The sequence below is a fragment of the Nocardioides soli genome (assembly GCF_014191495.1).
GTDB classification, from domain to species: Bacteria; Actinomycetota; Actinomycetes; order Propionibacteriales; family Nocardioidaceae; genus Nocardioides; species Nocardioides soli.
This window is the reverse complement of sequence record NZ_JACHWR010000002.1, coordinates 970,487-989,336: the sequence shown is the minus strand read 5'-3', so window position 1 is coordinate 989,336 and position 18,850 is coordinate 970,487. Positions and strand designations below refer to the sequence as shown.

The following is an 18,850-nucleotide window of genomic DNA, read 5'->3' as shown; positions in this document are numbered from 1 at the left end:
CATGGACTCGGAGCGGGCGGCGGGCACGACCTCGGCCGACCGGGTCGCCGACGTGGTCGTGCTGTTCGCGACGACCGGACGGCCGATGCGGGTCACCGAGGTGGCGCGGGCGCTCGGCCTGAGCAAGGCGGTCGTCCACCGGATCCTGCAGTCCCTCACGTCGCGGTCCCTGCTCCGGCAGGTGCCGGGCCGGGCCGTGTACGTCCTCGGCCCGGTGCTCACCAGCCTGGCCGCCGGCAGCTGGAGCCCCGGCGAGCTGCGCGCCGTCTCGGCGCCGACCCTGCGCGAGCTCCGCGACCAGACCGGTGAGACGACGACGCTGTCGGTACTGGTCGGGCGCGAGCGGGTCTACGTCGACCAGCACGAGAGCCCGCACGAGGTCAAGATGGTCGTGGACCTCGGGCAGCGCCTGCCGCTGCACTCCGGCGCCTCGAGCAAGGCGATCCTGGCGTTCCTCCCCGACCAGTACGCCGAGGACGCGCTGCGCCAGCTCCGCGAGGTACGACCCGACCTCGATGCCGACGGCTACCGCGCGGAGCTGGCCGAGATCCGCGGACGCGGCTACGCCGTCTCTCGCAACGAGCGCGACACCGGCGCGGCCTCCGTCGCCGCACCGGTGTTCGGCCCGGACCACGACGTGCTCGGGTCGATCAGCTCGTCGGGGCCGATGTTCCGCTACGAGGACGACGACCAGGGGGCCCACGCCCGGCTGGTGGTCACCGCCGCGCAGGCGATCACCGCCGCACTCGGCGCCAGATCGCCACGGTCGGGGTCGTAGCTCCACCTGACCTCGGGCCGACTCGTGGGTGCGAGTGCTCGGGCGCCGTGGGTCGGCGTGGTAGTCGCTACGGACCACCCGCGCACCCGCCACCCAACGCCGGAAACCAGCACCGACGTCCGGCTCAACTCCCCGAGCGACGCAGGAAGCGGCCGCGCGGCTCGCCGACGATCGCGCCGTCGGTGAGCACGGCCTCGCCGCGCAGGTAGGTGTCGGTCACCCGGGCGGTCAGGGTGAAGCCCTCGAACGGCGTGTACTCCTGGGTGGACAGCGAGTCCTCGGCACGCACGACGTACTCGACGTCGTCGTCGACCAGGCAGAAGTCGGCGTCGTACCCGACGGCGATGTCGCCCTTGCCCGGCATGCCGAAGCGCTCGGCCGGGTTGCGCGCGACCAGCTCGGCGATCCGGTTGTAGGAGAGGCCGCGCTTGCGGCCCTCGGAGATCATGCCCGGCAGGAGGTACTCGGTGCCGCCGAAGCCCGACTTGGCCAGGAAGACGTCCTCGCGCGGCTCGCCGAACTTGGTCTCCTCCTTGCAGCAGGCGTGGTCGGAGGTCACCCAGGAGAAGTTCCCGGCCAGCAGGTGCTCCCACAGCGCCTCCACGTCCTCGCGCGAGCGCAGCGGCGGGTTCACCTTGCCGCCGGGGCTCGCGGTGTGGAAGTCGGCGAGCAGGTGCCCGACGGTGACCTCGCGGCGGAAGTCGATGTGCGGGAACGTCGCCTGCATCAGCATCGCCGCCTCGATCGCCTTGCGCGAGGTCAGGTGCAGGAGGTTGATGTTGGGCAGCTCGGTCTCGTGGGCGAGGTAGGAGGCGATCGTGATCGCCAAGCCCTCGGAGTGCGGCGGGCGCGCAGCGCTGTAGGCCTCGAGCCCGGTCAGCTTCCCCTCCTGCTCGACCATCCGCGTGTAGGCGCGCATGATCTCGGCGGTCTCGCAGTGCAGCGACAGCGAGATCCGGTCGCGGTCGGCCGCGAACGCCGGGTCGGCGTACGCACGCTGGATGCCCCGCATCACGAACTCGAAGTGCGCGATGTCGTAGGACTGGTCCTCGGGGATCATCAGGAACTCGCGCTGCTCGGAGGACCTGCCGTGCAGGCCGAACCCGCCGTAGAACATGAAGATCTTGAACGACGGCACGCCGAACTCCGAGATCAGCGCGGGGATCTCGTCGATGTGCTCCTGCAGGATCGGCGCCAGGTGGAAGGCGTAGTCGATGTGCGCCCGTCCCTCGGCCGCGGCCAGCACCTCGGGGAAGACCTCGCGGTAGGGACCGGTGCGGTTCAGGTAGTAGGCACCGGTCCGGATGTAGGTGATGCCGGAGGTGACGCCCCCCTGGGCCGCCGCCCGGCTCTCGGTCTCGGCATCCTGGCTCAGCTCGTTGTAGATGCCCCAGTGCTGGTGTACGTCGACGGCGCCCGGGAAGAGGTACTTGCCCCCCGCGTCGAGCACCCGGGCCGCGCGGGCGGTGTCGATCGACTCCTCGACGACGGCGAACCTCCCATCGGCCACCGCCACGTCGAGACGCTCGGGCGCCTCGCTCCCGGGCCGCACCACCAGCGCGTTCTGGATGACCAGGCTGTAGTCGGTCATGATCCCTCCACCTCTTCCGCGGCCGTCGTCGGCCCGTCTGCTCTGCTGTTGTCCCATATGCCCGCGTCGACCCCGGTCAGCGGTGCGAGCACCGCCGTCAGGTCCGACCGCTGGTCGAGCGCCGCACAGTCGGCCGCCACCGCCTCGACCCGGGCGGCGGGCAGCACCCGGGAGGCGTTGTCGCGGAACTTGGTGCCCAGCTCGGCCAGGCTCAGCGGGCGTGCCGGCCCGCCGCGCGTGGTGAGCACCTTCTCGACGATCTCGCGGCCGTCGTGGAGCCGCGCGGTGAGCACGGCCGGGAACTGCCGCGGGAAGATGGCCGTGCACTCGTCGTCCGCCACGACCTCGACCTTGTCCATCAGCGCGCGCCGGTCCGGGTCGTGCGCGAGCCGGTCGGTGTAGTCGTCGAGCGCCGAGCCGAGTCCGCCACCGCCGTACAGTCCCACAGCCACGGCGTACGGGCCGCTGAACTGGGCCATGTAGCCGGTCTCGGGGCGGCGCTTGACCTCGATCGGCTCGCCGATCGTGCGCAGGTTGGGTGCCGGCACCCCGAGCACCAGCCGCTCCACCTGATCCGGCGTGACACCGGCCAGACGCAGCGCGGCGGCGGCGTCGACGGCGGCATGGGTGAAGTGGTTGGCGGGATAGGGCTTGAAGAAGATCCCGGGCACCGACCACGACTCCCCCAGGCCCTCGGTCACCGCCGCGAGGTCCGCCTGACCGTGCAACCAGGCCTCGAAGAACCCGAACCGGCCCTCCAGGACGGTCGGCGGCCCGGTCAGGCCGTGCCGGACCAGCTCGGCGGCGGACACCCCCGCATGCGCCGCCCAGCCGCAGTGGATGCGCTTGACCGTGCCGCCGGTGCGGTTGGCCTCGATGATCCCGGCCGCCATCGACGCCGCGACACCGAGTGCGTGCAGCACGGCGTCACGCACGCCCTCGCTCCCCGACCCGCTGGCGCGGGCGCCGATCACGGCGACGGCCGCGGCGGCACCCATGGCCCCGCAGATCGAGGTGGCGTGCTGGCCGTGCTCGAAGAAGATCGAGTTGCCGGCCTCCTCGTCGTACCCCGCCATGCCGAGCCGGACGCAGACCTCCAGGCCGACCGCGATCGCGTGGATCAGCGTGCGGCCGTCGCCGTCCTGGCTCTCGGCGGCGGCCAGGGCGGCGGGCACGACCGCGGCGCTCGGGTGCAGCACCGAGGGCAGGTGGGTGTCGTCGTAGTCGAGCGAGTGCGCCAGCACGCCGTTGACGAACGCGGCCAGCGCCGGAGGCAGCTGCTGCGGTACGCCGATCGCGGAGGCGCGCGCCGCCCCACCCTGCTCGGCCGCCCAGCGGCGCGCCGCCCGGCTGGTGTCCAGCGGCGCGGCCGCGGCCGCGATGCCGAGGGTGTCGAGCACCCGCATCTTCACGCTGTCCACGACCTCGGCGGGCAGCGTCTCGAAGGAGCTCTCCGCCGCGAAGTCCGCCAGCCGCTCGGCCAGCGGGCGCCCGTCGCTCATGCCGACACCAGGGCCAGCGGGCGCACCGGCGAGCCGGTGGCGCCGTAGATCTTCAGCGGCACCAGCACGAACGTGAACACGTGGTGGCCGCGGGCCGCGAGCGTCTCGAGGTCGAGCGTCTCGACGATGTAGATGCCGTGCTCGACGAGCAGCACCCGGTGGGCGGGCAGCAGGGCGTGCCCGCCGCCGGGGGCGAGCCGCTCGAAGGCGATCGTGTCCGCGCCCGTCGCGTGCACACGACGCTCCGCGAGCCATTGCGCACCGGCCTCGCTCACACCGGGTACGCCGCTGTCGCGCCCGACGTACGGCTCGCCCTCGACGAACCGGCTGCCCCAGCCGCTGCGGATCAGCACCACATCGCCGGGCCCGACCGAGATGCCGTGTCGCGCAGCGGTCGCCTCGAGGTCGGCCGGGGTGATCTCGTAGCCGCCCGCACAGTGGTCGACGCCGAGGTGACCGGCCACGTCGAGCAGCACGCCCCGGCGGACCATCGGCTCGATGGTGTGCGCACCGAGCGCGTCGTACTTCCCACCGCGTCCGGCCTCCTGCGCGTCGAGCCCGCCGTACAGCTTGCCGTTGTGGGAGACGTGCGCGAGCGCGTCGATGTGGGTCCCGACGTGGGTGCCCATGCTGATCATGTCGTTGGCGGCACTGCCGCCGTCGGCCCGCTCCATGTCGCCGTGCCGACGCGGCAGCGCATGCCAGAAGTGCGGGTGGTTCGGCGACTGCGGCATCCCGACCCGCAGCTCACGCCCGAGGTCGATCACCTCCAGGCCCGCCTCGACCGCCGCCAGCAGTGTGTCGCTCACTGGATGACCTTCGCTTCCTTGAGTCGGGCGAGCTCGTCGGCGGTGTAACCGGCCTCGGTGAGCACCTCGTCGGTGTCCGCGCCCAGGGCGCGCCCGGTGAACCTGATCTCTCCCGGGCTGTCGCTCAGCCGCCACATCACGCCGTGCTGCAGCAGCGGGCCCAGGTCGTCGTCCGCCACCTCGACGAGCATCCCGGTCTCGCGCACGTGCGGGTCCTCGGTCAGGTCGCGCGCGTCGTAGACCGGGCCGATCGCGGCACCGGCCTCGGTGAACGCCTCCAGCACCTCCGCTCGCGTGCGCTCGGCGATCCAGCCGGCGACATGGGCGTCGAGGAGGTCCACGTGCTGGGCACGGCCGTGCCCGGTCGCGAACCACGGCTCGTCGATGACCTCGGGGTGACCGACCAGGCGCAGCACCCGCTCGGCGATCCGCTGGGCGCTGGTCGACACCGCGACCCACTTCCCGTCGGCGGTCAGGTAGGTGTTGCGCGGCGCGTTGTTGGTCGAGCGGTTGCCGTGCCGCGGCTCGACGATGCCCAGCTGCTGGTAGACCGTCGGCGCGGGGCCGACCGCGTCCATGATCGGCTGCAAGATGTTCATGTCGACCACCTGCCCACGGCCCGAGCCGTCGCGGTGGCGCAGCGCCATCAGCACGGCCGAGGAGGCCGCGATGCCGCAGATGCTGTCGGCGAGGCCGAACGCCGGGAGGGTCGGCGGGCCGTCGGGCTCGCCCGTGGCGGCGGCGAACCCGCTCATCGCCTCGGCGAGCGTGCCGAACCCCGGCCGCTCGGCGTACGGCCCGGTCTGCCCGTAACCGGTCAGCCGCAGCAGCACCAGGCGCGGGTTGAGGGCCGCGAGCACGTCGGGGCCGATGCCCCAACGCTCCAGCGTGCCCGGGCGGAAGTTCTCGACGACCACGTCGGCGCTCTCGGCCAGCCGGCGGAACACCTCGGCACCGTCGGGCGACTTGAGGTCGAGCGCGATGGTCCGCTTGTTGCGGCTGATCTCCTTCCACCACAGCGGGACCCCGTCCTTGCTGTGGCCGTGCCCGCGCATGCTGTCGCCGTGCTCGGGATGCTCGATCTTGATCACGTCGGCCCCGAAGTCGCCGAGGATGCGGCAGCACAGTGGGCCGGCCAGGATCGTGCTGGCGTCCAGGACCCGCAGGCCGGCCAGCGCCGATGGTTTCGCCACCTCAACTCCGTTCCGTTTTATGGAACACAATGTGTCAGCAAGTTAGCACTATTGCGCTCAACGGGATCGAGTGGGGACATTTTGTTCCGCTGGTAGAAACATTTATCAGGTCAGGCCATTCACGGTCGCGTTCGGCGGGTCCGGTCCGGCCGCCCGTGCCAGAATCGCCGGATGTCGCACCGCCCTCCCCGCCGGAGGTGGCCCCGTCGCGCCGGGATCGTCATCGCGCTGGTCGGGCTGGGACTCATCGGCTACGGCGCCTGGCAGTACTGGGGGACGACCTGGGTGTCCCGGGCCGAGCAGGACCGCATCGTCGAGGAGCTGGAGCGGAGCTGGGCCGCCCTCCCCAGCGAACCGCCGCGGTCGACCGTCGTCGAGCCCGGGACCCCCGGCGGCGACAAGGACGTCGACGGCCGTGCGCACGAGGACGGGGACGAGGTCGCGGTGCAGGCCAGCGGCACCACGGCGGAGGCGATCCTGCGGATCCCCGCCTTCGGCTCGTCGTACGCCATGCCGATCCTCGAGGGCACGACGTCGGAGGCCCTGGCGGTCGGCGTCGGGCACTTCTCCGACAGCGCCCGACCCGGCGAGGTGGGCAACTACGCCCTCGCCGGGCACCGGGTGACGCACGGGGAGCCGTTCCGCGACCTGCCGGACCTGCAGGCCGGCGACCAGGTCGTGATCGACACCGCCAGGTGGCGCTACACCTACGTCCTGGACACCGCCGGCGACGGGCTCGAGGTCGCCTTCACCGAGACCTGGGTCCTCGATGCGGTACCCCGCAACCCCCGAGGTGGGCCGCAGCCGTCCCAGGCGCCCGGACAGCGACTGATCACGCTCACCACCTGCGCCGAGCTCTTCCACACCGACGAGCGGCTGGTCGCCTTCGGCCACCTGGTCGACCGATCACCGCGGGGCTGAGCCTGACGTGGAACACCCTTGACAGGTTCCTGACATATTGTCACCATCGTCGTGATCCCGGCGCCACCCAGCCCGGGTGGACCTGGAGAAGGGGCGACAGCGATGACCTCCGTGGCCCGAGGACCTCGACCCGGACAGCGGCAGCGGCTGCCCCACCTCGGCACCCGGATGCGGCTGTGGGGCTGGTGGACCGCCTGGCGCGTCGACCGGCTCGTCACGGTCGACGAGTGCGAGCACGACGGAAGGACCCCGATGTGCTGGGCCTGCGTGCTGCTGTGCTGCCAGATCCGCTGACGCGTCCGCCCTCGGAGGGGCTCAGGAGGCCCTGCCGACCTCGGCCTCACGAGCACCGCCCGCCTCCGCGGCTCGCCACCGGGGCGCCGCCTGCTTGCGGATGGCCAGGAAGAGATGGATCAGGCCGAGCGTGATCAGGATGTGGCCCAGGCCGGCGATGCCCGAGACGGCGGCCAGCGGGTCCTCGCCCTGGACGTCGCGGATCCCGTGCACCGTCATCGCCGCGACCGTGACGACGAGGCCGCTGTTGTAGAACACGAAGAACAGCGTGAACAGCCGGTGGCCCGAGATCCCGAGGGCCGCGTCGAGCGCCAGGACGATCAGGAAGAGCAGCATGCCCAGCGCGAGCAGGTGGGTGTGCACGACGGCGAGCTGGGTGTCACCGGTGTAGTCGTGGGCCTTGGTGTACTCGCGATAGAACAGGCCTCCGGCGAGGCCCGCGATCAGGTAGGCGAGTGCGGCGACGTAGATCTTCTTCATCCGGTCCTGGTCCTTTCGATGGGTGCGTGATCGTCACGGTCGTTCGGGCCGGACGGGTCGCGGGTCGGGGCGAGCCGCCCGTCCACCATCCAGTAGGTCGTGTCCATCCGGGCCATGACGCCGGGGTCGTGGGTCACGAGCATCGTCGCCGTGCGGTACTGGCGCGTGAGCTCGACGACCAGCTCCACGAGCTGGGCGCCGCGCTGCCGGTCGAGCGCACTCGTGGGCTCGTCCACTACCAGCAGGGCGGGCTCGTTCATCAGGGCACGGGCGACGTTGACCCGCTGCCGCTGACCCCCCGAGAGCTCGGCCGGAAGACTGTCCAGGTGCCCGTCGAGCCCGACCGCCTCGAGCAGCTCGACCGCACGGATCCGCGTGTCGATGCGACTCCGGCGCCGACGGCGACCCACGGTGAGCTCGCCCATCACGAGGAGCTGCTCGAGGGTGGTGAGCGACGGCAGCAGATTGGCCTGCTGGAAGACGATGCCGATGCGCTCCCGGCGCAGGCGGGCTCGTCCGCGCAGGTCCAGCGTCGTCGCCTCGACGTCGCCGATCCGGACGCTGCCACGATCCGGAAGCACCAGGGTCGAGGCGACGGCGAGCAGGCTGGACTTGCCCGAGCCCGACGGTCCGCTGATGCCCACGGTCTCACCGCCGGCGATCGACAGGTCGACGTCGTCGACGGCCACCAGCCGCCCCTCGCCGCCGTCGGGATAGGTCAGCGTGATGTGGGACAGATCGATCATCGGTTGCTCCCCAAGGCGACGAGCGGGTCGATCCGGGTGACCGACCTGGTCGCGACCGCGGCCCCGAGCAGGCCGAGCGCGATCGTGATGGCCGCCGGAGCCAGGGTGGTCAGCGGACTGAAGACGTAGGGCAGCCCTGCCGAGGCGAGGAGTGCTCCCGACGAGGCCAGGGCGAGCCCGACCACGACACCACCGACGAGCAGGACGAGTGCCTGCCCCAGCGCGTCCGTCATCAGCCTGCGCGTCGTGGCGCCGAGCGCCCGGAGGACCGCCACGTCGCCCCTGCGCTGCATGCTCCAGATGTTGAAGAAGGCGCCGATCACGAGCGCCGAGATCGCGAACAGCAGCCCGACCATCAGCAGCAGCGACCCCACCTCGGAGGTGAAGGACGCCAGCGCGGACAGGGAGCCCCGGACGGTCGTCGACTCCGTCCCGGCTGCGGCGTCCGCGGCCTCGACGTCGATCCCGCTGCCGCTGACCGCGAGGACGGTCGCGAACGGCGCGACCGCCTCGCTCGTTCCGCCCAGGTCGCGCCAGGTCTCGAGACTGGTCCACACGACGGGCATGTGTGAGTACCACTGCGTCGCATCCGATACGACGACGCGATGGGGTCGCCCGCCCATGAGCACCCGGTCACCGGCATCGGCACGCAGCTCCTCGGCGAGCCCGCGCGGCACCACCACGGCACCCGCGAGGTCCTCCCGGTCCTGACCGGCCGGCAGGTACTGCCGATACAGGTCGGAGCCGAAGACCGTGACCGACTGCTGCGCGTCCCCCAGCACGAGTCGGGTCTGGCCGATGCCGACCGCGTCCACCCTCTCGACACCGGGCGCCTGCGCCCAGGCGTCGGCCTGCCGCGCCGTGACGGTGGAGTCCTCGAACGAGCGGTTCCCGCCGGCTGGGACACCGAAGACGATCCGGTCCGCCGGCAGGTCCGTGATCGCGGAGATGTTCTGCTGCACGAGGCCCCCGATGAGCCCGCTGAGGAACGTGACCAGCCCGGTGATGAGGGCGACCACCACCCCGACGAGGACGAACCTGGTCGTGGCACCTCGCATCTCGCGCCAAGCAACGAACACCTGCTGTCCAGCTCCTTCCGGCTCTGCCCACTGCGCCTGCGACCGGGTCGGTCGCGGCCTGTCATCAGTGTCATCGCCTCCGGGGCCCGGATCATCGTCGCTACGACCGGTCGTCGCTGCCCTGAGGTTGGACGGCGCTCTCCTACTTTCGATGGAACCGCAGGTCGGCACCCGTTCGTAGACTGGTGATCGCGGCCGGGCGGTTCGCGAGCCAGAGGTGGAGAGGTACCCGATACCGTGGTCGACCACAGGACTGCTGCGACGCGCTCGCTCGAAGCGATCTCGTCGGGCCTGCGGACCGCGCTGCACGCGCTGGTCGTCGTGCTGACGGTGGTCGTGCTGGCCGCGGCTCCCGAGCAGTCGGGGCGAGAGCTCGTCGCGCTCTGCCTGGTCGCCCTCTTCCTCGGCACGTACGCACTCGGGGCGCTGCGCGGTCTGCCGGAGGGCACCGGCCGCGCCCGTCGCGACCAGCTCTGGGTGGTCGCGCTCACGGTCGAGTGGATGGCGCTGGCCGGCTCGACCGGCGCCGCCGTCTACCTCGTGTTCGCCCTGTTCTTCCTCTACCTCCAGGCCTTCTCGGGCTGGCGGTCCGTGCTGGCGGTCGCGCTCTCGACGGCGTTCGCCGTCGTGGCCTTCGGAGCCCAGGCGGGCTTCACCGCCGCGGGCGTCCTCGGCCCGATCCTCGGGGCCGCCGTGGCTCTGGTGTTCGGCTACGGCTACCGGTCCCTGGCGCGCGAGATCGGCGCGCGCGGGGCCCTCATCGAGGAGCTGAACTCGACCCGGGCCCAACTGGCGGCCGCGGAGCGCGCGGCCGGGGTCGCCGACGAGCGGGAGCGCCTCGCCCGCGAGATCCACGACACCGTCTCGCAGTCGCTGTCGAGCATTGTCATGCTCCTGCACGTCGCCGAGCGCGCCGACCCCGACGACGCCCGCCGCCGCGTGCGGCAGGCGCGCGACGCAGCGACCGGGGCGCTGGCGGAGACCCGGCAGTTCATCAGCGAACTGGCGCCGCCCGGGCTGCGACGGTCGAGCCTCCTCGAGGCCCTGACGCGGCTGGTGGACGAAGCACGGGACACCAGCGGCATCCAGGCCCACGTGAGCCTGACCGGCGAGGAGGGGTCGCTCGACTCGGTGCCGGCTCCGGTGCAGACCGCGATGCTCCGGGTGGCGCAGAGCTCCCTGGCGAACGTCGTGCAGCACGCCGGGGCACGACGGGTCGACGTGACGCTGACCCGGCTGGAGGACGAGGTCATCATCGACGTCGTCGACGACGGCCGCGGGTTCGACGCGGCCGGCTCGTCACGGTCGATCGGCGGTGAGTCCTTCGGGCTGCGGGCGATGCGGCAGCGGGTCGAGGGGCTGGGCGGCGAGCTGGTCGTGCAGTCGCGACCGGGGACCGGCACCAGCGTGACGGCGAAGTTCAAGGTGGATCGATGACCGTTCGGGTGCTGCTCGCTGACGACCATCCGGTGATGCGGACCGGCCTCACCGCGCTGTTCGAGGCCGACGACGACATCGAGGTCGTGGCGGCGGTCGGGACCGCCGAGGAGGCCGTCGCGCTGGCCCGGGAGATCCGGCCGGACGTGATCCTGATGGACCTGCAGTTCCAGGGTGAGTTCAAGGGCGCCGGCGCGACGGCGGAGATCCGGCGGCTGCCGGAGCCGCCGGCCGTGCTGGTGCTGACGAACTACGACACCGACAGCGACATCGTGACGGCCATCGAGAGCGGCGCCGCCGGCTACCTGCTCAAAGATGCCCCGCCGGAGGAGATCAGCGCCGCCGTGCGTGCCGCGGCGTCGGGACAGACCGCGCTGGCTCCGGCCGTCGCGAACCGGCTGCTCTCCCGGATGCGCGACACCACGACGGCGCTCAGCCAGCGCGAGCTGGAGGTCCTGGACCTGGTCTCCCAGGGGCTGTCCAACCTCGACATCGCCCGTCGGCTGCACCTGAGCGAGACGACGGTCAAGTCACACCTGGCGCACATCTATCCCAAGCTCGGCGTCACCTCGCGCACCGCCGCCGTCGCCGCAGCCCGGCAGGCCGGGTACATCCGGCGCGGGTGAGCCTGGATCCACTGGTGGCCGCCGTCAATCGGACTCGGCGAGCGCCGGGCCGAGGTCGAGCTTGGCGAGCAGGTCGGCACGCGGCGGCACGAAGATGTCGATGTTGACGCACGGGCCCTCGGTCGGCTCGACGTAGTGCTCCGCCCCGCGCGGGACCAGCAGGAAGGACCCGGGCGTCATGTCGTTGGCGACGCCGTCCACGTAGTAGAAGCAGCGTCCCTCGGCGATGTAGACGAGCTGGTCGAAGTCCTCGTGGCTGTGCGGGTTGAGGTCCATCCCGACGTCGAGCTCGTGGTGCGCGATCATCACGTCGTCGGTGGCGAAGATGCGACGGCGTACACCGGGCCGGATCTCCTGCTGCGGGATCCGGTCCCAGTTGACGACCTTGCCGAAGAGGGCTTCGTTGAGCGCGGACATCAGGTACCTCCAGGGTTGTCGTTGGCATGCGCGGTCGGGCCGGCCAGCGAGCGCAGCCCGGTGGCCAGCAGCTGCAGGTCCGAGCCGACGACGACGTAGTCGGCGGGTGCGAGCGCCGCGGCGGCCGCGGGCGTGGCCGCCCAGCCACCGAACGCGACGCCGGCCGATTCCGCCCCCTCGCGGATCGAGTCGACGGCGCGGTCCAGGGTGTCCGCCGCGGGCAGCCCCAGGCTCACCGACAGGTCGGTGGTGCCGACGAACGCGACGTCGAGCCCGCGCAGCACCTCGTCGAGCGGCTCGGCCACGAGCGTCTCGATCTGTCCGACGAGGAGAGGCGGCGCCGCGGCTTCCTGGTCGAGGAAGTCCGCCAGCGCGCTCGCCCCGAACCCGGCGACCCGGTTGGCGAGGCTGATCGAGCGCTCGCCCTCGGGTGCGAACCGGCAGGCGGCCCGCAGCTGCCTCGACTCCGCGACGGTGCGCAGCGTCGAGAGCTGGATGCCGGCCGCGCCGCTCTCCAGCAGCCGCGCGATCAGGCCCGGCTGCACGGCGGGCAGGCGGACCAGGGCCGCCAGCCCGCACAGGTCCGCGGTGCGGACGAGCGCGACCGCGTCGCGCTCGTCGAGCACCGAGTGCTCCAGGTCGACCACGACGAAGTCGAGGCCGGCCGCGGCGGCCAGCTCGACGACGTCGCACGACCCGAGCTTGACGAACGTGCCGGTCACCGGCTCGCCATCGGCGAGCCGGGACCGCAGCGCCCGTCGGGTGTCGTGGACCGAGGTCACGCGGTCGCTTCTCCCCGCCAGGGCGTGGTCTCGACCAGCGCGCCCTCGTGCACGACGGTGGTCGGCTCGAGGCGCGGCGCGGTGATCACGTTGCCCGAGGCGTCGGGCAGCTCGACCTCGCTGGTCTCGGTGAGGACGGTGACGTCCGCGCGGCCGCCGACCTCGAGGCGTCCGTAGCCCTCACCGGCCAGGCCGAGCAGCTCGGCCGGCGCGACGGTGGCGCGACGGATGCACTCGTCCAGGGGGGCGCCCAGCGCGACCAGCTTGGCGATGCTGGTCACCAGGTCGAAGACCGGACCGCGCCAGTTGCGGGCGCTGGTGTCGGAGCTGAGGATGTCGGGCAGGAAGCCGCAGGCGATCGCCTGGCGGGCGACGTTGAAGCTGAGGTTGCTGCGACCGTGCGCGGAGTCGAACAGCACGCCGCGCTCCCGCGCCTCCAGGACCTGGGCGAGCACCTTGTCGTCGTCGAGGATGCCGTGCGGCTTGCCGGTGTAGCAGTGCGCGACGATGTCGCCGGGCCGCAGCTGCTCGAGGACCACCGGCAGCGGCTCCTCGGTCTCGCCGATGTGCACCATCAGCGGCAGGCGGGCCTGCTCGGCCAGCTCGATCGACTTCTTCAGCAGCGACATCCAGTTCGGGCCGACGACGTCCTCGGAGAGCCGGATCTTGAAGCCGCGCACGACGTCGGGGTTCGCGGCGGCGACCTCGAGCGCGTCGTCGACGACGAGGGTGTCGGGGTTGAGCAGTTCGCCGAAGCGGAAGTCGATCAGGCCCAGGACCGACACGTTGAGGAAGTTCACCACGCGCATCGCGTTGCCCTCGACCACGACGCGCTGGAAGGCCGCGAAGGTGGAGGCACCGGCGGTGCCCGCGTCGGCGACCGCGACCACGCCGCGGCGCAGGTGCGCCTCGTCGGCGGGGGCGCCGACCTTGGAGACCTGCTCGAAGATGTGGCTGTGTCCCTCCACCAGGCCGGGTACGACGGTCGAGCCCGTGCAGTCGACGACCTTCGCGCCGGGGGCGCTCAGGCCCGTGTCGATCGCGGCGATCCGGTCGCCCCGGATCGCGACGTCACGGCGTGCGTTGAGGCCCGAGGCCGGGTCCAGCACCGTGCCACCGGAAAGGATCAGGTCGTAGGTCGGCTGGTTGGGGTCGGTCATATCGGCTCCTAGGGCCAGGTGGATGATGGAGATTCGGTCTGTGCGGGCGCGACGGTGCCGCGACGAGGGTCAAGCGGTCTGGCGCGCGACCGAGGTGGTCAGGGGCAACACCGGCCCGACCTCGACGCGGATCTGGTCGCCCGGAGCCAGGAAGCAGCCCCGGTCCTGGCCGGTCCCGGCCGGCGTGCCCGTCAGGACGACGTCACCGGGCTGCAGCGGCGCGTAGCGGGAGATCCTCGAGATCAGCTCGGGGATCGGGAAGATCAGGCCCGCGCTGGTGTCGTCCTGGTGCAGCTCGTCGTTGACCCAGCTGCGCACCGGGATGCTGTCCCGGTCGGCCAGCTCGTCGAGCGTGCACACCGACGCGCCGAGGGGCTTGAACCCCGGGAAGCTCTTCGCCAGCACCGGGATCGAGGTGCTGCGCATGACGTCGCGCGCCGTCATGTCGTTGGCCGCGGTGATGCCGGCGATGCTCGACCAGACCTGGTCGGGCTCGGCGCAGTAGAGCGGCCGGCCGATCACGACGGCGATCTCGGCCTCGTAGTCCATCTGCTGGGTGGAGTCCTCGGGCAGCGCCACCGAGCTCCCCGGCGCGAGCACGGCCGAGGAGGCCGCGAGGAACAGGATCGGATCGGTGGGCAGGTCCCGGCCGGCCCGCGCCGCCTTGGACTTGTAGTTGAGCCCGATCCCCCACACCGCCCGCGGCGTACCGAGCGGCGCGCCGAGCTCGGCCGACGCGAGCGGAACCCGCTCGACCACCGGGGTCGAGCGGAGGGCGTCCAAGGATCCGGTCTCCTGGAGCACGGCTCCAAGGTCCGGGAAAGGCGTGTCCAGCAAGGCGATCTCGTCGTTCTCGACGCGACCGATGCCGGCAGGCGTGGTCACTGCGTGCATGTCAACCATCTTTCAATGCGAGACGGTATCGTGTCAAGTGATACAGCCATGGGGTCCGGAGAGGTCGCCGAAGCACCCTGCGGAGGCCCGTCATAGACCGCCGATCAGGGGTGCGGCGCCGTCCCCGGGCATGACGAAGCGCCCGGCGAGCCAGGCTCGCCGGGCGATCGGCAGGGGTGATCAGCAGGGGGCGACGAGAAACGGCGGAGCCCGTGCGGACCGGCTCCGCCGTGTCGCCCTCAGGACGCGGCCGACCGGGCGGATCGCGCCCGGCGCGGCGTCAGAGATCCAGGACGATCCGGTCCGACTGGGACCGGCTGACGCAGATCATCATCGTGCTGCACGACTCGCGCTCGGCGTCGCTCAGCACCTCGTCGCGGTGCTCTGGCTTCCCGGCCAGCACCCGCGTCTCGCACGAGCCGCAGAAGCCCTTCTCGCAGTCGTAGTTGAGGCCGGGCAGGACCTCCCGCACCACCTCGATCAGGCGCTTGTCGACCGGGACGTCGAGCACCTGATGGGAGCGCGCCAGCTCGACCTTGAACGGCTTGTTGTTCTCGGTCGAGGCGAGCCGCGCCTCCATCTCGTCGCTGGCCGCGAAGCGCTCGACGTGCAGGTCGGCGCGGCGTCCGAGCTCGTCGCACAGCGCCTGCACGGCCGAGATCATCGCGCTCGGACCACAGCAGTAGATCGCCGTTCCGGGCGCGGTCGCGTCGATCGCGGCGCGCAGGTCGGGTATCCCCTGCTCGTCCTGGGGGACCAGGTCGACCTCGATCCCCGGCAGCGCGGTGAGCTCGTCGGCGAACGCCATCGTGGCGCGCGAGCGGCCGCCGTAGACGACCCGGGCCGGGCGGCCCCGCGCAGCGAGGGAGCGGGCCATCGCCAGGATCGGCGTGACCCCGATGCCGCCGGCGATGAGGAGGTGGCCGTCGGCGTCGACGAGCGGGAAGTGGTTGCGCGGGCCACGCACGGTCAGCTCCCGGCCGGCGACCGCGATGTCGTGGAGCTCCTCGGAGCCACCCCGACCCGCGCGCTCGCGCAGCACCGCGACCCGGTACGACGACGGGTCGTCGAGCTGACCGCAGAGCGAGTACTGCCGGAGCCGGCCCGACGGCAGCCGCATCTCCAGGTGGGCACCGGGCTGCCAGCGGGGCAGCGTGCCGCCGCCGGCCGCGCGGACCGTGATCGCGAGGACGTCCTCGGCGACCACGTCGACCGCGTCGAGGACGACGTCGTACGTCTCGTTGTCGTGGCTGGCGCCCTGGAACTGGTCGATCCGGTCGCCCACCCGCGGGCCGGGCGTGAAGGTCGCCGGGATGACGTCCCAGCCCATGTGGTTGCCGCGCGAGGCGTAGCCGACCACGCCCTCGCGGTCGACCTTGTAGTCGGGGAGCCGGGTCAGGACCTGGTGGATCATCTCCTGGAACATCGCCCGCGCCAGGTGGGCACCCGGGCAGCGGTGGGTGCCGATGCCGAAGGTCAGATGGCGGCTCGCGTCGCGGTCGAGGCGGACCTCGTGCGGCTCGGTGAACACCTCGGGGTCGTGGTTCGCCGCGAACCACGGGACCAGCACGCGCTCGCCGGCCTGCACCGGGCAGCCGCCGATCTCGGTGTCGGCAGTCGTCGTGCGGGACATGGCGGTCACCGAGCCGTAGCGGCGCAGGAACTCGTCAGTGCCGTCGACGAGGAGGTCGGGCGCGTCGATGAGCTGCTGACGCATCTCGGGGTGCTCGTCGAGGTGGACGAGCACCGAACCGGTCAGCGAGGTCGTGGTGTCGACGCCGCCGGTGATGGCGATGCCGATCACGGAGAAGACCTCGGCGTCGGTGAACTCCGAGCCGTCTGCCTTGCGCTCCGCCAGCAGCCGGCTGATCACGTCGTCGCCGGGGTTGGCGCGGCGCTCGGCGATGATCTCGGCGAGCCGCTTCTCCATGTAGGCCATGCCCTCGTAGGCGCGCTGCGCGCGCTCGCTGCCCGGCTCAGAGGTGAAGACGTCGTGGATCGGGCGACCGATCCGCATCCAGTCCTCCTCCGGGAAGCCGATCCAGTCGAGGGTGACCGCGCTGGGCAGCGGGTTGGTCAGCACCTCGACCAGGTCGGCGCTGCCGGACTCGATGAACTCGTCGACGATCCGCGAGGCGTGCCGCGCGATCATCGGGCGCAGCTCGTCGACCGCGGCCGGGGAGAGGATCAGGTCGAGCAGTCGGCGGTACTCCACGTTGTCCGGCGGGTCCAGCTCGAGCGGGTACTGCATGTTGCCGCCGAACGGACCGCTCGGGATGACGATCGCGGTTCCCTCGAGGTTGCCGGCCGCGCGCGTGGACGAGAACAGGGCGTCGTTGCGGGCGACCTGGAAGACGTCGGCGTACCGCGTGAGGTAGACGTAGCCGTTCTCGTGGGCGTCGGTCCGGCCGACCGGGCACTTGTCCCGGAACGCCGCGTAGTAGCCGACGATGTCGTCGCGGCATTCCGCTGAATGGTGGTCGAACTTCTCGTAGGTTGGCATGCCCTGTCCCTCATCAGCCGTACCGGTGTGCTTGAACTCACGGAGACAGTAACAACGTCTCACAAAGTGAGTCAACGTCTCGCATTGCGCAATCAGCGCTGCTGTCCTAGCGTCGGATGCGACAGCACGCGGCCACGGTGTTCCGCGCTCGGGCCACTGGTCCCCGCGGTCCTCCGAACCCCGACCGAGCCGCCCCGGACACACGAAGGATCTGCCCCATGCGAACCAGAGGCGCGATCGTGCGCAACGCCCCCGGACCCTACGAGGTCGTCGAGCTCGAGGTGGCCGATCCGGCCGCGGGCGAGGTCCAGGTCCGCCTGGTCGCAGCCGGGCTGTGCCACTCCGACGACCACATCGCCGTCGGCGACTCCCCCGTCGCGATCTACCCCTTCGCGCTGGGCCACGAGGGCGCCGGCGTGGTGACCAAGGTCGGGCCCGGCGTCGACGACCTGGCCGAGGGCGACCACGTCGTGTTCTCGTTCCTGCCGGCCTGCGGACGCTGCCGCTGGTGCGCCACGGGCATGCAGAACCTCTGCGACGACGGCGGCAAGGTCTGGATGGCGCCCGAGGTGCCCCGGCTCCACCTCACCGACGGCACGCCGGTCGGCCAGATGTGCGGCGTCTCGGCGTTCGTCGAGACCACCACCGTCTCGGCGCGCTCCGTCGTCCGGGTCGCGCCGGACCTCCCGCTGGACAAGGCCTGCCTCGTGGGCTGCGGCGTCGCCACCGGCTGGGGCGCCGCGGTCAACTCGGCCGCGGTCCGGCCCGGCGACGTCACCATCGTCATGGGCATCGGCGGCATCGGCATCAACGCCGTCCAGGGCGCCGCCCACGCGGGCGCCACCACCGTGATCGCCGTCGACCCCGTCGAGTTCAAGCGTGAGGAGTCCAAGCGGTTCGGCGCCACCCACGCGTTCGCGACCATGGACGAAGCCGCCGACGTGGCCCGCCAGCTGACCAACGGCCAGGGCGCCGACGCGGCCATCGTCACCGTCGGCGTCGTCACCGGAGAGCACGTCGGCGCGGCCTTCGGCGCGATCCGCAAGGGCGGCACCGCGGTCGTCACCGGCCTCGGCAACAACGCGGAGGTCGGCGCCCCGATCAGCCTCACCGAGCTCACGCTCTACCAGAAGCGGCTCCAGGGCTCGCTCTTCGGCCAGTGCAACCCGACCGCCGACATCCCGGCCCTGCTGGACATGTACCGCGCGGGCGCCCTCAAGCTCGACGAGATCGTCACCCGGACCTACTCCCTCGACGAGATCGGCCAGGGCTACGAAGACATGCACGCCGGCCGCAACCTGCGCGGGGTCGTGCTCTTCGACTGAGCCGTACGACGAGGAACGGGGGTCGCACCAGCCGGTGCGACCCCCTTTTCTTCCGGCCCTCCCGTCGGGCAGTGACGGGCTTGTCGGCCCCGATCGGGATAGTCCGTCACGTTCTGGTTGTCGTTCCGCGCGTTCGGCAACCGTTTCGTGACGGACTATCCGCGGGGCGGCACGCGGCGGTGGGTGTCCCACCGGGACGACCCAACTCCCGCCGGGACGACGGAGCTTCGTCGTACCACGGAACCTGTCAACGCGCGTTTTCACCGGCTGACCGCCGAAACCCGCACGACTCGCCGGGTCGACTCGGCGTGTC

The 18,850-nt window shown here is 71.8% G+C and carries 18 protein-coding genes; 6 read left to right on the top strand and 12 right to left on the bottom strand.

The features are described 5' to 3' along the window. Position 1 precedes the first annotated feature (1 nt). Positions 2-778 carry an IclR family transcriptional regulator gene (locus tag FHU40_RS15155; protein ID WP_183593124.1) on the top strand — a complete coding sequence of 259 codons (777 nt, stop codon included), beginning with the start codon at positions 2-4 and terminating at the stop codon, positions 776-778. A gap of 124 nt (positions 779-902) precedes the next feature. Here the strand turns inward: FHU40_RS15155 and FHU40_RS15150 are convergent, their stop codons facing one another. The 4 genes from FHU40_RS15150 to FHU40_RS15135 are packed head-to-tail and all read right to left on the bottom strand — an operon-like array spanning position 903 to position 5,873. Then, positions 903-2,369 (bottom strand): dihydroorotase, encoded by a 1,467-nt coding sequence (locus FHU40_RS15150; protein WP_183593123.1) that lies wholly within the window; start codon positions 2,367-2,369, stop codon positions 903-905. Then, complete coding sequence (locus tag FHU40_RS15145; protein WP_183593122.1) at positions 2,366-3,871, bottom strand: MmgE/PrpD family protein; 1,506 nt, start codon at positions 3,869-3,871, stop codon at positions 2,366-2,368. The genes FHU40_RS15150 and FHU40_RS15145 overlap by 4 nt, the downstream gene beginning before the upstream one ends. Then, complete coding sequence (locus FHU40_RS15140; protein WP_183593121.1) at positions 3,868-4,680, bottom strand: cyclase family protein; 813 nt, start codon at positions 4,678-4,680, stop codon at positions 3,868-3,870. Before FHU40_RS15140 ends, FHU40_RS15145 begins: the two co-directional genes overlap by 4 nt. After that, entirely contained in the window at positions 4,677-5,873 is a 1,197-nt protein-coding gene (locus tag FHU40_RS15135) for a CoA transferase (protein WP_183593120.1), read from the bottom strand. The genes FHU40_RS15140 and FHU40_RS15135 overlap by 4 nt, the downstream gene beginning before the upstream one ends. Before the next feature lie 171 nt (positions 5,874-6,044). On the opposite strand from FHU40_RS15135, the gene FHU40_RS15130 reads away from it, so the two are divergent. Then, positions 6,045-6,794 (top strand): class E sortase, encoded by a 750-nt coding sequence (locus tag FHU40_RS15130; protein WP_183593119.1) that lies wholly within the window; start codon positions 6,045-6,047, stop codon positions 6,792-6,794. Between the two features lie 102 nt (positions 6,795-6,896). Then, positions 6,897-7,088, top strand: a complete 192-nt coding sequence (locus tag FHU40_RS15125) for a hypothetical protein (protein ID WP_183593118.1) — start codon at positions 6,897-6,899, stop codon at positions 7,086-7,088. A 21-nt stretch (positions 7,089-7,109) separates the two neighbouring features. On the opposite strand, the gene FHU40_RS15120 is transcribed toward FHU40_RS15125, so the two are convergent. Genes FHU40_RS15120 through FHU40_RS15110 form a run of 3 tightly spaced genes read right to left on the bottom strand, consistent with a single transcriptional unit; the run spans position 7,110 to position 9,372 of the window. After that, positions 7,110-7,568: a DUF2871 domain-containing protein gene (locus FHU40_RS15120; protein WP_183593117.1), complete on the bottom strand. Its 459-nt coding sequence runs from the start codon at positions 7,566-7,568 to the stop codon at positions 7,110-7,112. Continuing rightward, the gene (locus tag FHU40_RS15115; protein WP_183593116.1) at positions 7,565-8,314 is read right to left on the bottom strand and encodes an ABC transporter ATP-binding protein; all 750 of its coding nucleotides are present in this window, start codon (positions 8,312-8,314) and stop codon (positions 7,565-7,567) included. The genes FHU40_RS15120 and FHU40_RS15115 overlap by 4 nt, the downstream gene beginning before the upstream one ends. Next, positions 8,311-9,372, bottom strand: coding sequence for an ABC transporter permease (locus tag FHU40_RS15110; RefSeq protein ID WP_221199849.1), 1,062 nt, complete (start codon positions 9,370-9,372; stop codon positions 8,311-8,313). Before FHU40_RS15110 ends, FHU40_RS15115 begins: the two co-directional genes overlap by 4 nt. Before the next feature lie 258 nt (positions 9,373-9,630). Here FHU40_RS15110 and FHU40_RS15105 point away from each other — a divergent pair, with 258 nt between their 5' ends. Both FHU40_RS15105 and FHU40_RS15100 read left to right on the top strand, forming a co-directional pair. Next, complete coding sequence (locus FHU40_RS15105; RefSeq protein ID WP_215526602.1) at positions 9,631-10,830, top strand: sensor histidine kinase; 1,200 nt, start codon at positions 9,631-9,633, stop codon at positions 10,828-10,830. Further along, entirely contained in the window at positions 10,827-11,456 is a 630-nt protein-coding gene (locus FHU40_RS15100) for a response regulator (RefSeq protein WP_183593114.1), read from the top strand. Before FHU40_RS15105 ends, FHU40_RS15100 begins: the two co-directional genes overlap by 4 nt. 24 nt (positions 11,457-11,480) lie before the next feature. Here the strand turns inward: FHU40_RS15100 and FHU40_RS15095 are convergent, their stop codons facing one another. The 5 genes from FHU40_RS15095 to FHU40_RS15075 all read right to left on the bottom strand — a co-directional run bounded on the left by FHU40_RS15095 (position 11,481) and on the right by FHU40_RS15075 (position 17,212). Then, positions 11,481-11,873: a cupin domain-containing protein gene (locus FHU40_RS15095; RefSeq protein ID WP_183593113.1), complete on the bottom strand. Its 393-nt coding sequence runs from the start codon at positions 11,871-11,873 to the stop codon at positions 11,481-11,483. Beyond that, a complete protein-coding gene (locus FHU40_RS15090) occupies positions 11,873-12,655 on the bottom strand; it encodes an aldolase/citrate lyase family protein (protein WP_183593112.1) in 783 nt (260 codons plus the stop codon). The genes FHU40_RS15095 and FHU40_RS15090 overlap by 1 nt, the downstream gene beginning before the upstream one ends. Continuing rightward, complete coding sequence (locus tag FHU40_RS15085) at positions 12,652-13,815, bottom strand: amidohydrolase family protein (protein ID WP_183593111.1); 1,164 nt, start codon at positions 13,813-13,815, stop codon at positions 12,652-12,654. Before FHU40_RS15085 ends, FHU40_RS15090 begins: the two co-directional genes overlap by 4 nt. 69 nt (positions 13,816-13,884) lie before the next feature. Then, on the bottom strand, positions 13,885-14,709 hold the full coding sequence (locus FHU40_RS15080) for a fumarylacetoacetate hydrolase family protein (RefSeq protein ID WP_183593110.1): 825 nt from the start codon (positions 14,707-14,709) through the stop codon (positions 13,885-13,887). A gap of 280 nt (positions 14,710-14,989) precedes the next feature. After that, positions 14,990-17,212: a cytochrome P450/oxidoreductase gene (locus tag FHU40_RS15075; RefSeq protein WP_183593109.1), complete on the bottom strand. Its 2,223-nt coding sequence runs from the start codon at positions 17,210-17,212 to the stop codon at positions 14,990-14,992. 218 nt (positions 17,213-17,430) lie between these two features. Here FHU40_RS15075 and FHU40_RS15070 point away from each other — a divergent pair, with 218 nt between their 5' ends. Next, the gene (locus FHU40_RS15070; RefSeq protein ID WP_183593108.1) at positions 17,431-18,537 is read left to right on the top strand and encodes an NDMA-dependent alcohol dehydrogenase; all 1,107 of its coding nucleotides are present in this window, start codon (positions 17,431-17,433) and stop codon (positions 18,535-18,537) included. Positions 18,538-18,850 lie beyond the last annotated feature (313 nt).